The sequence below is a fragment of the Streptomyces sp. NPDC036815 genome, assembly GCF_055609205.1.
Map to the genome: position 1 here is coordinate 105,696 of NZ_JBVJPW010000005.1, position 17,737 is coordinate 123,432.

Consider the following 17,737-nt stretch of genomic DNA (forward strand, 5'->3'; position numbering starts at 1 on the left):
GGACGGTCTCGGGCCGCTCGGCTCATCACACGTATTGATGATGGGTTTTCGCGTATGCCAGGGAGGCCACCGGGCCACCACGGCCCGCGGAGCGACGGCTGTACCCCACCTGTGCCTCCCCTCCTGAGACGCCTCACGCTCTCGCTCCGACAGCACGGGGGCCGCCGCAAGGGCCCGGACGCCCCTGCCCGGTGGGCCTGGTGTGGATAGCTTGGCCTCGCCTCCAGCGCCTACACCTCATCAGGAGCCCGAGTGATCCGCCGCGCCCGCATTGCCATGGCCGCCCTCACTGTTTCTGCGGCTTCGATAGTGGTGGCTTGTGGTGGGTCGGGTGGTTCGGGTGGGGGTGGGGGGATTGTGGGGGCTGATGAGGGTGGTGGTGCGTCGGCGTCTCCGTCGTCGCGCGGTGGGGCCGAGCGGCCGGTGATCAATCTCCCCGAGTCCTTCCAGGTCAGCTTCGAGGGCTGGATGAACAGTGATCCCGAGCTGCAGAGAATCCTGGATGACGGCAAGGAAGAGCTTCGCGCCGAGTACGCCGCGATCGTCGCAGGCGACCCCGACTCGGATGCCGTCGAGTTCTACAACTCGGGTGCTTCCCTGAAGTCGGCACGCAAGTGGATCCGGGGCTTCGTGGACGAGGGCCACACGCTCGTGGGCAGGGGCCGGGTATTCAACCCTCAGGTACACATCAGTAATGAGGGATTCGGGGTCCTCTTCTACTGCGTCGACGAGAGCCACGGCCGCACCAGGGACCGGAAGACCGGTAAGGAAGCCGGCACCCCGCAGGGCACCAACCCTCGTCTCCAATACCGGACGCGCCTCGACAAGACAGAGCAAGGCGTGTGGAAGACGACGACGGCTGAGACGGAGCGGGGCGCGTGCTGATGACAGGGCGCCGTCTTCGTGGGACGACCGGACTTCTGGCGACGCCGTTGTTCGCGATGGCTTTCATGACTCCGGCGGCCCATGCCTGGGGCGGTGACGAGGACAAGCAGTCGAGTACACCGCGGCCCGGCCCCAGTGGGAAGGCCGCGGACGGAGAGCTGATGGCGTCGGTGTCCGACACGAGAATCAGGCTCGCCTATTCAGGCGGCCGCACGGCGAAGGCGTCACCGGGCGGGCTCAAGCCGGTCGATCCCCATTGGCGGCCCCCGGCGTGCTGGTACGAGCCCGTGTTCTCTCCGAAGCAGCTCAAGGACGCCGTCACGTCGGGACAAGGCGGGCTGGTGAACGCCCACACGTGGTGGAGCAATGGGCTGTGGGTGGACCACTACGAGAAGGCGAAATCGTCGAACGGCACCTCTGGCCTGAGCCTGAACAGAACCGAAGGCGCCGGAGCGGGCGGGTACAAGAACTACAACCTGGGTAAACAGGGCATGTTCTGGCGCAGCACGGTCCGCAAGGGCAGATACCAGGATTCCGAGGCATGGGATTGCGGCCGCATCATGTTCTGGCAGAAGGCGGGCACGATTCCCGAGGACGAGAACGCCCCCACGCCCGAAACCCTCGCCGCTTTCGCGTACGACAAGATCAAGGTTCCGGGCACCGAGATCAAGGTGAAGCCGGAGCGCAAGTCGACGGTTAACCTGCCCACTTGGATGTGGTTGGACAAGGGCACGTTCAAGACCGTCACGGTCCGTGCCGACCTCCCCGGAACCGGCCTGTGGGCGGTGACCACGGCCAAGCCGGTCGCCCTGCATCTTGAGCCGGGCACCGCGGAAGCGGAGAGATATCCGGCCTCCGGAGACTGCCAGATCGGTGGCGACGGCAGCATCGGAATGCCGTACGTGAAGGGCGCTTCGCATCAGGATCCGCCCTGTGGGGTCGCGTATCTCCGCGCGACGGCCGGTCGGCCGTACGAGCTGAAGGCGTCCGTTACCTGGGACATTTCCTGGGCCGGTTCAGGGGGAGCGAAGGGCGACCTCCCGGACGGCACGTTCGAGAACTCTCGAAGCATTCATGTTCAGGAGATCCAGACCGTCAACCGATGACGACGACTCCAGGCTGAGATCGAGGGGTGTATGGCGGAGCGACTGAGGGTCGACGGGACCGAACTGGACACGTTCGTCAGGTTGCTGAGCAAGTCGAACGACGCGCTGAAGGGTCTGCGAAAAGCGTTGTCCGAAGCCACGGTGTCGGGCCTGGGGACGGATGACCTGGACAGTGCGTGTGCGGAATTCCAGGACAACTGGAAGTACGGGACGGAACAGATCGGCGAGCAGGCCGAGGACCTCGCAAAGATCATCAGAAAGAACAAGGAGAGCTACTTCGAGGTCGACATGGCACTCGAAGAGACGATGAGGAAGTCCCGTGAGAGGGCCGAGCGGAAGAGCGGCAGGGTCGAGAGATGACGATGACACCGGGCCAGGAAGAAGGCTCGTTCGCGCACTCTCCTGCCGCCAGAAATGCCCGGCTGCCGGAAGGCCTGAAGTCTCCTCCAGCAGTGCCCGCCCCGGGCGGGGACGTCAAAAATCCGGACTACCCGGCTCTGGGCTTCAATCCGGCCCCCGGGGACTGCGACGTGGTCAGAGCTCTGCACAAGAAGCTGGTCCGCTGCGCGAAGGTCTTGGACGACACGCACGGAACCGTCACCGAGCTGATGGCCGGCAGCTATTGGGAGGGCGACGCGGCTGTTGCCTGGCGCGAGCAGTTGCAGGACGGGCCGCTGGCGAAGAACCTGCAGAATGCTGCCCGATCGATCACCAAGGCGGCTCGCCAACTCGACCGTTGGCACGGCGACCTGGAGGACTTCCGGCGCCGTGCGAAGCGACTGGAACGCGACGCGAAGGACGCACGCGAAGCCCTGCGCAAGGCGGAAGGCGCGGCACGAGCGTCCGAGGATGCCCCGCATCCGGCCGACAAGAAGGGACCGGAGCACGAAGCCGCGAAGAAGGCCATGACCCGCGCCAACGCCCGGGTCGAGGACGCAGAGGCCGCACTCGAACACATTCTTGGCAGGGCGAGGCAACTGGCCTTCGAGCATGAAGAGAAGGCGGGCCGTCGGGCCTCGAGGATTCGCGACGCCACGGACAGGCTCGCCCCGCAGGAGTCGGGCTGGCTGGAAAGGGCGATGGCCTGGGTCGAGGAAAACCTCCCCGACATCCTTGGCACGGTCTCGGCCGGTGTGGGGCTGGTGGCACTGTTCGTGGTGTCGGGAGGGACAGCTGCAGCCGTGTTGTTGCTGACGGCCGCCGTGCTCAGCGCGGGGGCTCTGGCGTTGCGGGTGTTCGGTGACGCGGAACTGCGGGCGTCGCTCTGGGACGGCGTCATCAAAGGGGAGCTCGACCAGGACTTCTGGAGCAATCTGGTGACGGTGGGCGGCGACGTGCTGGGGACGGCCCCCGGAGTGGGGGCGGTGTGGAAGGGGTCTCGGACTGCCTTCCAGGCTGTCGGCGAAGCCGGGGAAATCATGCCTTTGGGGCGGCGTATCGCTCAGGTCGGCTCGTGCGCGGTGGACGAGGCGAAGGTCCTTACAGGGCTGGGGAATTCGCTTCTCGCCACGACCGTCAGAGGCGCCAGAGCCGAGCCCGTCATCAAGGCCGTCCAGATGACTTCCGCGTCGCTGGGTGTGGGGACAGCCGGATTCGGCCTCGCGATGAAGATGATGGACGCGGATGACGATGGAATCAAGGGCGGAACCGTGACCGGTATTGACGGCACGCGTCTCGGTGTCGATGGCGGCGGGATCATCGATGTCGCTCGCCATGTCTTTGGACGATAGGCCCTCACGGGAAGGACCCGTTGATATGCATGCGGCAGAACATCAAGTGGCATGGGGCCAGGTGGAGACTCGGAAGGCCTGGAATCGCAATATAATTGCGGGAGCGCTCAGATTGTTGGGGTGGGTGTGTTTCGCACTCGGGGCTCTCTTCGCGATCGTCGGGCTTCCTGTGTCCGTCGGCTGGGTTCTGTTCCCTGTGCTGCTGTATGCACCCTTCCGGGCCCTGGTGGAGTGTTCCTTTCTTCGCGCCTCGATGCGTATGCGGAAAGTGCTGAGAGCGTATCAATGGCAACTTCTCGGGGACGTGCCGAAGGGTATTGCACCGCACCCGGCTGCCTCCGACAAACGCATGTGGTTCGAACTCCCCAACCCCGACGCCGTCACGGAGAACATCCCCCTGACCTTTGTATCCGCGTATCGGAGCCACTGGTGGTTCAGGCGGATCGGTGCTCCCCATACGAAGCCCGAGCGCAAGGCGGAGATCGAACCTCTGTGGTTCGCAGGTGACCCTCGGTTCCTCGCTGTGGTCGCCGTGGGCCGCGGCGGCTCGGCGCCCCGTCGCCTGCACCTCTTGTACCAAACGAATGCCGTGGACCGGCGTGCTGCACCAGTGGACTGGAACGCCAGTCCCGGTGCCCTGGCGCGGGCTCGTCACGCAGGTGCCCGGGTGCCGGGGCCGGCGGCACCGCCTGCTCCGTCCCCCTGAACTGAGAGTCGCTGCCTGTGCGGGACCGTGCCGCCGGGTCGCGCGACTTCGGCGCCTCCTCTCGCATGTATGGGAAATCCGCGTGCAGGACACCTCCTCGCTTTTCGTTATCGATGCATCCGCCCGGGATCCGAAGGCCGACATCTGGTTCGGTGAGCCCGCCGGATTCACCGCCATTCCGCTGGATGCTCTGCGGAACCTTTCGGACACGTCCGGGAGCAGCTCAGTCCATGCCGCGCTGGCCCCGATTCTGGACACGGCACCCGATGAACTGGCTCGGCAACTTCTTATGGCGCACATCGGATCGGCGCAACAAATGCTGGCGATATTGTGCGAGTTGAGGACCGTCTACTGCGCGATCGGTTTGCACCGTGACGACATCGACATCGAAACCGGCGACGGGGCCCTGCCTGGGAGTGACGGAGGCGTGCAGGGCCGCAGGGCCGAAGCAAGGGGCACGGGTGAGCCTCTGTTGCTGTCCTTCCTGACCCTCTCGTGGCGTGACATCGCCATCGCTCCACCGTTCGTCACGGCAGCACGGGCAGCCTCGTCCCCCGAGGGGGATGAACCCAGGCACGTCGAGTACATCGAAAACGCCCCCTGTGGGCCGGTCAGTCTGACCGAGTCCGTACGGACGCCTGTGGCGGCCGACGGGCTTGCGGTGGCCCCCCTGCTCCAGATCCATGCCCACCTGCCTCATCCGGACGGCGAACGTCTCGCTGTGAAGACTCTGAGCACCCAGGCTGTGCATCGCCGGGAGGACTACCGCCGCATCTTGCGTGGCATTGTCGAACTGGTCAGCTTCGAGGACCCGTTTACCGGTACGGATGGGGGCCCGTCCCCATCCGTACCGCAACTGTGACGCCACCCCCCGATCCAAGTAACCCCAGGGCTCGGACGGCTCGGCGACGGGCCCCGACTTGCAGGGGGTGAAACGGGCCTTTGGGGTGGGGTGGGCCTAACCGGGCGGGGGGTTGGCGTCCGCCTCTGTTTGTGCTTCGGCCCCTTCCGTAACATCACCCCAGTACGCACAACCGACCCCTCTCCCCACCCACTCCTCCCCACAGGACACCAGGACACCCGCCATGGCGCGCACCCCTTCACGCTCGACGAGCCCGCCGAACCCGCAGGGCCCGCGGAACCGTACGCCGCAGCCGTTGCCCCGGCGGCGGCGCAGTCTCGCGGACTTCGTCAAGGCCTTCCTCGCCTTCGTCGCGCTGGCCGTGCTCCTCGTCGGCGTGCCCGGGGCCCTCGTGGTCTTCGTGGGGTGGCCGCTGCCGGGTGGCTCGCCCTCGCTGGACTGGCTGCAGCAGGAGATCACCGTCAGCACGTTCATCAATGTGCTGACCGTCGTCGTCTGGTTCGCCTGGGCGCAGTTCACCGCATGTGTCCTGGTGGAGATAAAGGCCGCGCTCTCCGGCGTCGGTATCCCGAACCGGGTGCCGGGCGCCGGCGGCAGCCAGATGCTCGCGCGGCAGCTGGTCGCCGCCGTGCTGCTCGTCGGGGCCACCGCCGCCAGCTTCGCGCCGGGGCTCTCGCAGTTCGGGCAGTCGTTGGAGGGCAACCAGAAGCCGGCGTCCGCCGCGAGCGCCCACCGGACGCCCGGCCTCTTCGGGCAGGAGCAGCAGGCCGCGGCGAGCGCCGCCGACGCGCTGGCCGCCCAGGCCGACCAGGCCGCCGCGCACGCCGACGGCCGGGGCGGCGCCAAGGACGGCGACACGAAGTACTACCGGATCCAGCCCCCCGAGGGGCGCCACCACGACTCCCTGTGGGAGGTCGCGGAACGGCACCTGGGCGACGGCCGCCGGTACAAGGAGATCTACCAGCTCAACAAGGACCGCGAGCAGCCCGACGGTTCGAAGCTCTCCGAGGCCAGCCTCATCCGGCCCGGCTGGATCATGGAGATGCCCGCCGACGCGCACGGCGGCGAGCTCGTCGAGATGCCCGACGAGGCGCCCAAGGTCTCCGAGGACGTCAAGGAGCAGATCTCCGACTACTCCAGGACCGGCGACAACGGGGCGAGCGGGGCGAGCGGCGGGCAGCAGCAGGGCGGCGGGAGCTCCGTCGACCGCGACACCGCGCACATCGTCCTGCCCGAGCAGCGGCCCGGCACTCCCGAGAAGCCCGCGATGCCGCAGGCCCCGGCCACCCCGGACACCCAAGCCCCCGCCCCCGCCGCGCAGGCCCCCGGCGCCGAAGCGACCGCCCCCTCCGAGGGCATCGACTTCGGGCTGCCCCAGGCCCTCCTCGGCGCACCCCTCCTCGCCGCCGGTCTCCTCGGCGCGCTCGGCCGCCGCCGTCGGCACGCCCTGTGGCAGTCGGCCATGGGCGCGGTCGGCGGACGCGGCGGCATGCAGCCGCCGACGCCGTCCGGGGCCGCCGCCGACGCGCAGGACGCGCTCCTCGTGGGCGCCGACCCCGAGGGCGTACGCCTCCTCGACCTGTCGCTGCGCGGTCTCGCCGCCTCGCTCGCCGAGGAGAACCGCGCCCTGCCGACCGTGTACGCGGCCTGGCTGAGCAACGGCGACCTGCACCTGCAGCTCGCCCAGCCCGCGGGACGGCCGCCCGCGCCCTGGCAGTTGGGGCAGGACCAGACGTTCTGGATGCTGTCGCGCGCCGACGCCGAGCGGTACGAGGACGTGGACACCGCCGCGCCCTACCCCGGGCTCGTCAGCCTGGGCACCATGGACGACTCGCGGCTGCTCCTCAACCTGGAGTCCGTGCCCGGCATCGTCTCGCTGAGCGGCAGCCCGGCCGACCGCGCCGCCGTCTTCGCCTCCGTCGCCGCCGAGCTCGCCACCAACGGCTGGTCGGACCGGATGACCATCACCGTCGTCGGCTTCGGCCAGGACCTCACCCCGCTCGCGCCCAACCGGCTGCGGCACCTGGAGGACGTCGAGGCCCTCATCGAGACGATGGAGGCCGAGACGCGGCAGCGGCGCGGAGCGCTCGGCGCCGCCGGGCACGACTCCGTGCTCACCGGTCGCACCGGGCCCGCCCAGCACACCCGTTGGGCCCCGCACCTCGTGCTGCTCGCCGCCGAGCCGAGCCCCGATGACGCGGTCAAGCTCGCCGAACTGGCCGCCGACGCGAGCAGGTTGGGCATCGGCTACCTCGTCGGCGCGGAGTCCGCTGCGGAGTCCGGCGCGGAGTCCGGCGGCCTGCCCGGCGCCGCCTGGGAGATGGAGATCACCCGGCAGGGCAAGCTGCTCGCGCCCCTGCTCGGGCTCGAACTGGACGCGCAGTCGCTGCCCGAGGCCCAGCAGCGGGCCGTCGTGCAGCTGTTCACCGACGCCGACCCGGAGGGCTCCGGCAACCCCTCGGGTCCGGACGACGGGCCCACCGGCGCCGCCCCGCCGTTCCTCGTCGACGTCACCGAGCAGGGGCGCCCCGCGGTCTACGCCCGCCTCGTCGGCACGTACGAGATCATCGGCCTGGAGACCCCGGACGGTGAGCGCAGCGCGCTGCTGCACGAGGCGCTCGCCCTGCTGCTCCTGCACCGCGAGGGCGTCCACCCCCGGGTGCTCGCCTCCGCGCTGTGGCCGCGCGGCGTCACCGACGACGTGCGGGACGCGCTCGTCGAGCGGCTGCGCGCGTGGCTCGGCACCGACCCCGACGGGTCGCCCCGGCTGTCCGTCGACGGGACCGGGCGGCTCACGCTCGCCAAGTCCGTCGTGTCCGACCTGGACGTGCTGCGTTCGCTCTACCACGAGGCCACGCAGGGGCGCGGCGCGGGCAACCGTGCCGTGCGCGGGCGCATGCTCACCGACGCGCTGGTCCTGGTGCGCGGGCCGCTGCTCGCCGACCGGCCGCAGGGGCGGTACGGCTGGCTCACGCACGAGATCATCGACGCCCAGCTGCCGCTGCTCGTCGCCGACATCGGCCTGGCGCTCTCCGAGTTCCACCTGGAGAAGGGGCGGGCGGAGAAGGCGATCGAGGCGCTCAACGCGGCGCTCGGCTCCGCGCCGGGCGACGAGCGCCTCTGGAACGAGCTGCTCCGCGCCACGCACGCCACGGAGGACCCGGCCCGGCTGCGCCAGGTCGCGGCCGACCTGGTCACCCGCAGCGGCGCGCGCGGTCTGCCGCCCCGCACGGAGGCACTCCTCGACGAGCTGCTGCCGACGTGGCGCGGTGGCGTCGGCGCGGCGGGCTGACGCGTCGCGCCTGCCTGCCGGTGGCGCGGCCGTCCTCGCGTCCGCCTGCCGGTGGCGCGTCCGTGCCCAGGACCGCCTTTCGGTGGCGCGGCGTTCCGACGCCTGCCCGCCGGTGGCGCGGCCATTCCCACCGCCCGGCCGCGTCCTCGCGCCCGCCTTTCGGTGGGGCGGCTGTCCCCGCCGCCCGGCCGTTCCCGCGCCTGCCTGCCGGTGGCGTGGCCGTCCTCGCGTCTGCCTGTCGGTGGCGCGGCTGTCCCCGCCGCCCGGCCGCGTCCCCACACCCGCCCTCCGGTTGCGCGGCCGTCCCCACCACCCGCAGCCCCCACTCCTGGCCATCCCCACCCCCGGCCATCCCCACCACCCGCAGCCCCCACCCCCAGCCCCCACCCCCGGCCCTCCCCAGCCCCCACCCAACCCGGAAAGCCATAAACCCGTGTCCCTGATCCTCGTTCTCGGAGGTGCCCTGTGGGGCGCCCTCGTCGGGCTGTTCGTGCCGCGTGCGGCCTATCGGCTGTCCGTGGCGCCCGACGAGGAGTGGCGGGCCGAGAGTCCCGGCGGGCAGCCCCTGACCTCGTGGGTCGGGCTCGCGCGGTGCCCGCGGGGCGGCTGGTACGGGCCGCGGACCGCAAGCGTCGCGGTGGTCACCGCCCTCGTCTGCGCCGCCCTCGCCCTCACCACCGGCACCCGGCCCGAGCTCGGCGCCTGGCTCCTGCTCGCGCCCTTCGGCGTGCTGCTGGCCCTCGTCGACTTCACCGTGCACCGGCTCCCCGACGTGCTCACGCTGCCGCTCGGCGGCGCCGCGCTCGGGCTGCTCGGGGCCGTCACGCTCCTGCCCGAGCAGGGCGGCTCCTGGGCCGGGGCGCTCTACGGCGCGCTCGCGCTGGCCGGCGCGTACTTCGTGCTCTTCCTCATCAACCCGGGCGGCATGGGCTTCGGCGACGTGAAGCTGGCGCTCGGCCTCGGGGCCGTGCTCGGCTGGTACGGGTGGGGCGTCCTGCTGCTCGGGACCTTCGCCGGGTTCCTGCTGGCCGCGCTGTACGGGGCCGGGCTCGTGATCGCCCGTCGTGCGGGGCGCAAGACGGCGATTCCGTTCGGCCCGTTCCTGATCTCGGGCGCGTTCGTGGGACTGCTCCTCGGCGGCTACGCCGCGTGAGCCCACGTCGGGCGGCCGATCGTGCTGGCGTACGCTGGCTTGGTCCGCCCGCCCGACTCCCACCCACCCCCACCGTTGTTTCGAAGCGCGACGCGCCTGCTGAATGACAACCCTTACGAAAGGGACGCCCCGGTGACCGAGAAGGCCGACCTCCAGTCCGTCCTCGACCGTGCCGCCGCAGGTGGGCGGATCACTCCCGAAGAGGCGCTCGACCTCTACCGCGACGCCCCGCTGCACGCGCTCGGCGCCGCCGCCGACGCCATCCGCCGCCGCCGGTACGCGGGTACGGAGCACATCGCGACGTACATCATCGAGCGGAACATCAACTACACGAACGTCTGCGTGACGGCGTGCAAGTTCTGCGCCTTCTACGCCGCCCCGAAGGACACCAAGAAGGGCTGGACGCGCGACCTCGACGACATCCTGCGGCGCTGCGCCGAGACCGTCGAGCTCGGTGGCACCCAGGTCATGTTCCAGGGCGGACACCACCCGGACTTCGGCGTCGAGTACTACGAAGAGCACTTCTCGGCGATCAAGAAGAACTTCCCGCAGCTGGTCATCCACTCCCTCGGCGCCTCCGAGGTCGAGCACATGGCCCGCATCTCCAAGGTGTCCGCCGAGGAGGCGATCCAGCGCATCCACGCCGCCGGGCTCGACTCGTTCGCCGGCGCCGGTGCCGAGCTGCTCCCGGCCCGCCCCCGCAAGGCCATCGCCCCGCTCAAGGAGAGCGGCGAGCGCTGGCTGGAGATCATGGAGATCGCGCACGGCCTGGGCGTCGAGTCGACGTCCACGATGCTCATGGGCACGGGCGAGACCAACGCCGAGCGCATCGAGCACCTGCGCATGATCCGTGACGTGCAGGACCGGACGGGAGGCTTCCGGGCCTTCATCCCGTACACGTACCAGCCCGAGAACAACCACCTCAAGGGCCGCACCCAGGCGACGATCTTCGAGTACATCCGCATGATCGCGATCGCCCGGATCTTCCTCGACAACGTCGCGCACATCCAGGGCTCCTGGCTGACCACCGGCAAGGAGGCCGGCCAGCTGACCCTGCACTACGGCGCGGACGACCTCGGCTCGGTGATGCTGGAGGAGAACGTCGTCTCGTCGGCCGGTGCCAAGCACCGCTCGAACCTCCGCGAGATGATCGAGATGATCCGCACGGCGGACCGCGTGCCCGCCCAACGCGCCACCACGTACGAGCACCTCGTCGTGCACGACGACCCGGCGAACGACCCGGTCGACGACCGCGTCGCCTCGCACATCTCCTCCACGGCGATCGAGGGCGGCACGGCTCACCCGGAGCTGAAGCTCCTCGCCACCAACTGAGGTCCCGTTGCTGACACTTCACGTCGCCGAGCGTTCACCCGAGGCGGCGGTCCTGGTCGACGGGGCGGGCGTCGCCGCCGTCGGCCCGTACGAGGAGCTGGCCGCGGCCCACCCCGCGGCCCGCGTCCGGCGCTGGCCCGGCATCCTCACGCCGGGCCTGCTCAACCCGTACGGTCCCGAACTCCTCGAGGCCACGTACCACCCCGACCCGCGCGAGGCCGGCCGACTCGGCACGGAGCCCATCGGCGGGGAGCGCGCGGCCGCCCTCTTCCGCGCGGACCCGTCCCTCCTCGGCGCGAGCGCCCGGCGCGGCGTCCAGCGGCTCCTGGCCCACGGCACGGTCGCCGTCGCGGGTGAACTCCGCGCCCGCCCCGTCCTGGACGCGGTCCGCCGCGCCCCCCTCGCCGTGGGCGCCCGCCCGCCCCGCCTCCCGGGCCCCCCGTCCCTCTCCCCGACCCCCCTGACTCTCCTGCCACCCCTGAAACCGGGCTCCCCGGCCCGCTTCGCGATCTTCGATGTGACCGACCGGGCAGACCTGGTCCGCAAGGGCGCGAGCACCTGCGTGGCAACGGTGATCACGGGCCGCTTGGTCTACAGGTCCCGCTGAAGGTGAGGCGAGGGAGCGCCCCTTAAGGGGCGCGGGGAACTGCGCGAGCAACCCCGACATACCCGCGGACGAGAGACGGCCCTATCAAGGGGCGCGGGGAACTGCGCGAACGGCCACGAAGACCCGCACCCGCACCCGCTGCCGCGCCAGGCCGAGGCAGGCCGCCGCCAGGGGAGAGGACCGGCCTGCCACAATGGACGGGTGACCCGAGCCACCCTGGAAAAGCAGCCGCACGAAGTCGCCACCATGTTCGACGACGTCGCGGAACGGTACGACCTCACCAACGACGTGCTCTCCCTCGGCCAGGCCCGCCTCTGGCGCAAGGAGGTCGCGAAGGCCGTCGACGCACGCCCCGCGCAGAAGGTCCTCGACCTCGCCGCCGGCACCGCCACCTCCTCGCAGCCGTTCGCGCAGGCCGGTGCGTACGTCGTGCCCTGCGACTTCTCCCTCGGCATGCTGCGGGTCGGCAAGCAGCGCCACCCCTGGATGCCGTTCACGGCGGGCGACGGGACGAAGCTGCCGTTCAAGGACGACACCTTCGACGCGGTCACCATCTCCTTCGGGCTGCGCAACATCCAGGACACGGACGCCGCGCTGAGCGAGCTGTACCGGGTGACGAAGCCCGGCGGCCGCGTCGTGATCTGCGAGTTCTCGCACGCGACGTGGGGACCGTTCCGCACGGTCTACGAGGAGTACCTGATGCGGGCGCTGCCGCCGGTCGCGCGCGCGGTGTCCTCGAACCCGGACGCGTACGTCTACCTCGCCGAGTCGATCCGCTCCTGGCCCGACCAGCCCGCGCTCGCCGCGCGGCTGCAGGACGCGGGATGGTCGAAGGTGGCCTGGCGGAACCTCACGGGCGGCGTCGTGGCGCTGCACCGCGGATTCAAGCAGGGCTGACCGGGCGGGCCAACCCCACTTCGTAACGCTCCAGTTGAGACTGGGGTTCCGCGACCCATGGGAACCAGCCGGCGGGCAAGATGTGTCCGTTGATACGACCCGGCCGTTTCTTTATGCGGCGCTTACGGGCCGGATCCGCCCCCTGTTGCTGAACTCCTGAGTCCACGGAGCGTCTTGATGGCGTCGTACTGCCCACACTGCGGGGCTCCCGCCCCTGATGAGGCCCGCTTCTGCATGAAGTGCGGGCGCGAACGCCTTCCCGAGCCGAAACAGCCCCCGGCGCCTGCCGTCGCGGCCCCTCCCGTCGCCCCGCCCCCCGCCTACGCCCCGGCCGGCCCGTCCCCCGTCGGCGCCTTCCTCGGGCGCACGTTCCGCGGCGACTGGGCCGGAGCCGCGCTGGCCGCGCTCTGGCCGGTCGCGCTGCTGCTGATCGCGGCCGTGTCGCTGGCGATCCCCTCGTACGGGCAGGACGACGAGGCCGTCGTCGGATTCGCCGACCGGATGGGGATCACGCTCGCGCTGCTGCTCCAGTCGGTCGGCGGGGGTTTCGAGTTGTCGGGCCGTGAGGAGCGGCCGGACTTCGGCGGCTCCGACGGCCTGGGGATGGGCTCGGACACCTCCGACTCCGCGGTCGAGGGCTCGGCGGCCCTGCACTCCGTCCCGCTCACCGTGACCGTGCTCTGGATCCTGGCGCTCTTCATCGGCGTACGGGTGCTGCGCAACCGGCTCGCGGCGCGGGGCGCGGTCCGGGGCGGCGGCACCGCGGGGCTCGAAGCGGCCGTCCGCGTCACCCTGTTGGTGACCGCGGGCGTCCTCGCCCTCGCGCTCCTCGCGCAACCCGCGGTCGAGGGGATCGAACTGTCGTCGTCCCCGGTGCTCGCCGCGCTGGGCGCACTGGTGCTCGGGCTCGCCGTCTCCTGCGCGGTGTTGAGCCGGAACGACCTGGCGCAGTGGGTCGCCGCGCGCCCCGGCGCGCAAGCCGCCCTGCGGGCCACCGGGGCCGCGCTGCGCGCCCTCGCCGTCGTCCTCGCGCTCTGCTCCGTCGTCGCCTTCATCAGCCTCACCCAGATCGACGACCTGGCCGAACTCACCGACCTCGACGACAGTGACATCTCGCCGCTCCTCGTCGCCCTGCTCGTCCTGCCGAACCTCGCGGTCACGGCGCTCGGCATCGCCTGGGGCGCGGGGGCCGAGGCGTCGGTGAGCGGCCGCAGCTCGATGTACGGCAGCGGGAACGAGAGCCGCTCCTTCGGCCTCTCCGAACTGGGCGACGTCACCAACGACTGGGCGATCGTGGGGGCGTTGGCGCTCGGTCTGGTCTGCGTGCTGACCCTGGGCGTGATCGCGGCGCGGCGCTGCGCGGGCCGGGGCGAGGCCCTGCTCGCCGGTGGTGTCTTCTTCGGGCTCGTCCTGCTGCTCGCCGGGTTCAGCGGCATCGGCGTCGAGTTGTCCGGCCAGGCCTTCGACGGAGGGTCCGGGTTCGGCGAGTCCGCCGGCGGGGGCAGCGGCACCGTGGAGGTGGGGCTCGCGGTCGCGGAGGTGCTGCTGTTCGGGATGCTGTGGATCTTCCCCGCGGTGCTGATCGGCCCCTATCTGCTGCGGATGGTGGGGCAGCAGGGCGGCCTCGGCACGCCGGGAGCCGCACCCGTGCCGGGAGCCGGAACCCTACCCGTACCCGCGGACGCGCCGCCCGGCATGCCGCCGGTACCGGGGATGCCCGCGGCCCCGCCCACCGCGGCCCCCGCCTCCGCCTCCGACACCGCCGAGCCCGCCGCACCTGCCGAGCCCGCCCCACCCGCCGCACCTGCCGAGCCCGCCGTCCCTCTCGCCGAACAACCGACCTCCGGCGCGGTCGGCGTACCCAGCACGCCCCCTCCCAGCACGCCATCTCCCAGTACGCCCCCGCCCAGCACACCCCCCTCCGGCACGCCGACCCCGTCGTACGCCTACCCCCACCCCCAGAGCGCCGCTCCCTCCTACGCCCCGCACCCCGTCCACATCGGCCACCAGCCTCCCGCCGCCCCCGCGCGCGGGCGGGCCGGGATCTGGGTCGCCACGCTCACCGTCGCCTTCGTCGTCGGAGGCGGCGCGACGGCCGGGATCCTGCTCTGGCAGGACACCGGGGACGACAAGGCGGACGGCGCGGGCAAGGACGACCGGCCCGCGGTCAGCAGGTCCGAGGCCCCGAGCGCGGCCCCGAGCCCGGTGGCGTCGCCGTCGCCGAGTCCGGAGCCGAGCGGGAGCGAGGGCCCCGACGTCACCGGCGGGTCGGACGCCCCCGCGGGAACCGACCGGGTGACCGACGAGGAGGGCTTCTCCTTCGCGGTGCCCAAGGGCTGGACCCGCCAGCCCGTGAACCCCGAGCGGCCGGGTCAGATCACGTACGCGGGACCGACCGGGCGTGAGGAGTTCCTCGTCGGCGTCGTGACGGACGCGCGGTACACCTCGTACGAGAACTTCGAGAACATCGAGAAGCACACCAAATCCGCCCCGGACAAGTCGGACTACGACCGTGTCCGGCTGACGGAGAACACCTTCCAGGGGCAGGACGGCGCGATCTGGGAGTACACGTACACCGATGCCTCGGGCCGCACCATCCACGCGCTCAATCAGAGCTACATCGCCACGAACGGTACGGAGTACGCGATCCAGCTGTCCTGGCGCGAGGACTTCTGGCCCGCGGGCGAGGGCGCGAGGACACACAGGACGGCGCTGGAGACCTGGCGCCTGACGGACTGACGACCGCCCCGGCTCCGGCCCCGCCCCGGGCGTACTGGAGCCTTGCTACAGCGCGAGGCGGAAGCAGTGGGCCATCTGCCGCGACGCGTCGTCGCCGGGTATCCGCGGGGGAGTGGTGAACGACTCGGCGAGCTCCATGCCGAGCTTGCGGGTCACCGCGATGGAGCGGGCGTTGCCCTCGGCGACGACCGCCACCACGCTCGGCACGCCCGCCGCGCGCACCCGTTCGACCGCGGCCAGGGCGGCGGCCGTCGCGTACCCCTTGCCCCAGGCCGTGCGGGCGAGCCGCCAGCCGATCTCGATCTCGCCCGCCGGGCCCCAGCTCCGTGGCCAGGGCTGGGCGCCCGTGAAGCCGATCGGCCGGTCGTCGGCGTCGAGCAGCGTCCACAGGCAGTAGCCCAGTTCGGCGTCGTGTCTGCGCTGGCGGGCGGTGAGTTCCTCGTACATGGAGAGCTCGGCGGACGCGCCGCCGAAGAACTCCATGACCTCCGGGTCGTCGAAGAGCCGGTGCCATACGGCGGCGTCCTCGTGGGTGGGGACGCGCAGCCGCACGTCGGGGAGGTGCGGCGCGGGCAGGGTGTCGGTCCGGTCGGTCACGTGTGGCCCTTCGGCTGGCTGATCAGTACCGCCTCATAGACTGCCCATATCCCGTGCCGGCCGGCACACAGATTTCGATCCTTGGGGAGAACCCGCCGTGACCGAGCCCCTCTCCGAACACACCGCGGACGTAATCGTCGTCGGAGCCGGACCTGCCGGTTCGACGACGGCGTACTACCTGGCGAAGGCCGGACTCGACGTACTCCTTCTGGAGAAGACAGCGTTCCCACGGGAAAAGGTCTGCGGAGACGGACTCACCCCGCGCGCCACCAAGCAGTTGGTGTCCATGGGGATCGACATCTCCGAAGAGGCGGGCTGGCTGCGGAACAAGGGCCTGCGCATCATCGGCGGAGGGGTGCGGCTCCAGCTCGACTGGCCGGAACTCGCCTCCTACCCCGACTACGGCCTCGTACGGAAGCGCGACGACTTCGACGAGCAGCTGGCCCGGCAGGCGCAGAAGGCGGGCGCGCGCCTGTACGAGCGGTGCAACGTCGGCGAGCCGGTCATCGACGACCGGACCGGCCGCATCACCGGCGTGCACGCCAAGATGGGCGAGGAGAAGACGCCCGTCACCTTCCACGCCCCGCTCGTCGTCGCGGCCGACGGCAACTCCTCGCGGATCTCGCTCGCCATGGGCCTGCACCGCCGCGAGGACCGCCCGATGGGCGTCGCCGTCCGTACGTACTTCACCTCGCCCCGCCACGACGACGACTACCTGGAGTCGTGGCTGGAACTGTGGGACCGCCGCGGGCCCGGCGAGGACCGGCTGCTGCCCGGCTACGGCTGGGTCTTCGGCATGGGCGACGGCACGTCCAACGTCGGCCTCGGCATCCTCAACTCCTCCAAGTCGTTCCGCGAGCTGGACTGGCGCGAGGTCCTCAAGGCGTGGTGCGCCTCGATGCCGGAGGACTGGGGCTACACCCCGGAGAACATGACGACGCCGATCCGCGGCGCCGCGCTGCCGATGGCGTTCAACCGTCAGCCGCACTACACCAAGGGCCTGATGCTCGTCGGCGACGCGGGCGGCCTGGTGAACCCCTTCAACGGCGAGGGCATCGCCTACGCCATGGAGTCCGGCCAGATCGCGGCGGACGTCATCGTGCAGGCACACGCGCGTGCCACCCCCGCCCAGCGCGAACTGGCACTGCAGAACTACCCGAAGACCCTCAAGGAGACCTACGGCGGCTACTACACGCTGGGCCGCGCCTTCGTGAAGCTCATCGGCAACCCGAAGGTCATGAAGATCGCCACCCAGCGCGGCCTGACCCACCCCGTCCTGATGAGGTTCACGCTGAAGATGCTGGCGAACCTGACGGACCCGACGGGCGGCGACGCGATGGACCGCATCATCAACGGCCTGAGCAAGGTGGCACCGAAGGCGTGAGCGCCGGGGGCATCTGAGGCGTGAGCGCCGGGGGCACCGCGGCACCGGTCGGAGCCGTGGTGCCCGGTTTGCCCCACCCGTCGGTTTCGGGGCAGGCTGGCCGCATGATTTTCATCGCCGTCAAGTTCACCGTCCGCCCCGAGCACAGCGACAGCTGGATCGAGCGGACGGCCGCATTCACCGCCGCCACGCGCGCGGAGCCGGGCAACGTCTTCTTCGAGTGGTCGCGCTCCGTCGAGGACCCGAACCAGTTCGTGCTCCTGGAGGCCTTCGCCGACGGGGACGCGGGCGCCGCGCACGTCAACTCCGACCACTTCAAGGCGGGCCTGGAGACGATGGGCGGGCTCATCGCCGCCGTGCCGCAGATCGTGAACACCGAGATCGAGGGCGCCGGTTGGTCCGAGATGGCCGAGCTGAAGCCGAAGAGGGCGTGACCAACGCGTGACG

14 protein-coding genes are annotated in these 17,737 nt (G+C 71.0%); 13 read left to right on the plus strand and 1 reads right to left on the minus strand.

Annotated features, from left to right (window positions below):
* Nucleotides 1–252 precede the first annotated feature (252 nt).
* The 11 genes from ACZ69I_RS13540 to ACZ69I_RS13590 all read left to right on the plus strand — a co-directional run bounded on the left by ACZ69I_RS13540 (nt 253) and on the right by ACZ69I_RS13590 (nt 15,309).
* Nucleotides 253–885, plus strand: coding sequence for a hypothetical protein (locus ACZ69I_RS13540; protein WP_470832200.1), 633 nt, complete (start codon nt 253–255; stop codon nt 883–885).
* Entirely contained in the window at nt 885–1,991 is a 1,107-nt protein-coding gene (locus tag ACZ69I_RS13545) for a hypothetical protein (protein WP_470832444.1), read from the plus strand. Before ACZ69I_RS13540 ends, ACZ69I_RS13545 begins: the two co-directional genes overlap by 1 nt.
* A gap of 30 nt (nt 1,992–2,021) precedes the next feature.
* The gene (locus tag ACZ69I_RS13550; RefSeq protein WP_470832202.1) at nt 2,022–2,351 is read left to right on the plus strand and encodes a hypothetical protein; all 330 of its coding nucleotides are present in this window, start codon (nt 2,022–2,024) and stop codon (nt 2,349–2,351) included.
* Entirely contained in the window at nt 2,348–3,721 is a 1,374-nt protein-coding gene (locus tag ACZ69I_RS13555; protein WP_470832204.1) for a hypothetical protein, read from the plus strand. Before ACZ69I_RS13550 ends, ACZ69I_RS13555 begins: the two co-directional genes overlap by 4 nt.
* 788 nt (nt 3,722–4,509) lie before the next feature.
* Entirely contained in the window at nt 4,510–5,289 is a 780-nt protein-coding gene (locus ACZ69I_RS13560; protein WP_470832205.1) for a hypothetical protein, read from the plus strand.
* Nucleotides 5,290–5,512: 223 nt separating this feature from the next.
* Nucleotides 5,513–8,581 carry a BTAD domain-containing putative transcriptional regulator gene (locus ACZ69I_RS13565; RefSeq protein ID WP_470832207.1) on the plus strand — a complete coding sequence of 1,023 codons (3,069 nt, stop codon included), beginning with the start codon at nt 5,513–5,515 and terminating at the stop codon, nt 8,579–8,581.
* Nucleotides 8,582–9,014: 433 nt separating this feature from the next.
* The gene (locus ACZ69I_RS13570; protein WP_470832209.1) at nt 9,015–9,734 is read left to right on the plus strand and encodes a prepilin peptidase; all 720 of its coding nucleotides are present in this window, start codon (nt 9,015–9,017) and stop codon (nt 9,732–9,734) included.
* 132 nt (nt 9,735–9,866) lie between these two features.
* The gene (gene mqnC, locus ACZ69I_RS13575) at nt 9,867–11,066 is read left to right on the plus strand and encodes a cyclic dehypoxanthinyl futalosine synthase (RefSeq protein WP_389714905.1); all 1,200 of its coding nucleotides are present in this window, start codon (nt 9,867–9,869) and stop codon (nt 11,064–11,066) included.
* A gap of 7 nt (nt 11,067–11,073) precedes the next feature.
* The gene (locus ACZ69I_RS13580; protein WP_470832212.1) at nt 11,074–11,673 is read left to right on the plus strand and encodes an imidazolonepropionase-like domain-containing protein; all 600 of its coding nucleotides are present in this window, start codon (nt 11,074–11,076) and stop codon (nt 11,671–11,673) included.
* 201 nt (nt 11,674–11,874) lie between these two features.
* Nucleotides 11,875–12,570, plus strand: coding sequence for a demethylmenaquinone methyltransferase (locus ACZ69I_RS13585; protein WP_467670570.1), 696 nt, complete (start codon nt 11,875–11,877; stop codon nt 12,568–12,570).
* Between the two features lie 177 nt (nt 12,571–12,747).
* The gene (locus ACZ69I_RS13590; protein WP_470832214.1) at nt 12,748–15,309 is read left to right on the plus strand and encodes a zinc ribbon domain-containing protein; all 2,562 of its coding nucleotides are present in this window, start codon (nt 12,748–12,750) and stop codon (nt 15,307–15,309) included.
* 45 nt (nt 15,310–15,354) lie between these two features.
* On the opposite strand, the gene ACZ69I_RS13595 is transcribed toward ACZ69I_RS13590, so the two are convergent.
* On the minus strand, nt 15,355–15,906 hold the full coding sequence (locus tag ACZ69I_RS13595) for a GNAT family N-acetyltransferase (protein WP_470832216.1): 552 nt from the start codon (nt 15,904–15,906) through the stop codon (nt 15,355–15,357).
* A gap of 97 nt (nt 15,907–16,003) precedes the next feature.
* Here ACZ69I_RS13595 and ACZ69I_RS13600 point away from each other — a divergent pair, with 97 nt between their 5' ends.
* Both ACZ69I_RS13600 and ACZ69I_RS13605 read left to right on the plus strand, forming a co-directional pair.
* A complete protein-coding gene (locus ACZ69I_RS13600; protein WP_467670564.1) occupies nt 16,004–17,290 on the plus strand; it encodes a geranylgeranyl reductase family protein in 1,287 nt (428 codons plus the stop codon).
* Nucleotides 17,291–17,394: 104 nt separating this feature from the next.
* The gene (locus tag ACZ69I_RS13605) at nt 17,395–17,724 is read left to right on the plus strand and encodes a putative quinol monooxygenase (protein WP_470832218.1); all 330 of its coding nucleotides are present in this window, start codon (nt 17,395–17,397) and stop codon (nt 17,722–17,724) included.
* Nucleotides 17,725–17,737: the final 13 nt, after the last annotated feature.

What these genes read in the sequence shown, in the direction of transcription:
- ACZ69I_RS13555 (WP_470832204.1), top strand. Translation starts at nt 2,348, where the DNA reads ATGACGATGACACCGGGCCAGGAAGAAGGCTCGTTCGCGCACTCTCCT.
- ACZ69I_RS13550 (WP_470832202.1), top strand. Translation starts at nt 2,022, where the DNA reads ATGGCGGAGCGACTGAGGGTCGACGGGACCGAACTGGACACGTTCGTC.
- ACZ69I_RS13545 (WP_470832444.1), top strand. Translation starts at nt 885, where the DNA reads ATGACAGGGCGCCGTCTTCGTGGGACGACCGGACTTCTGGCGACGCCG.
- ACZ69I_RS13590 (WP_470832214.1), top strand. Translation starts at nt 12,748, where the DNA reads ATGGCGTCGTACTGCCCACACTGCGGGGCTCCCGCCCCTGATGAGGCC.
- ACZ69I_RS13565 (WP_470832207.1), top strand. Translation starts at nt 5,513, where the DNA reads ATGGCGCGCACCCCTTCACGCTCGACGAGCCCGCCGAACCCGCAGGGC.
- ACZ69I_RS13605 (WP_470832218.1), top strand. Translation starts at nt 17,395, where the DNA reads ATGATTTTCATCGCCGTCAAGTTCACCGTCCGCCCCGAGCACAGCGAC.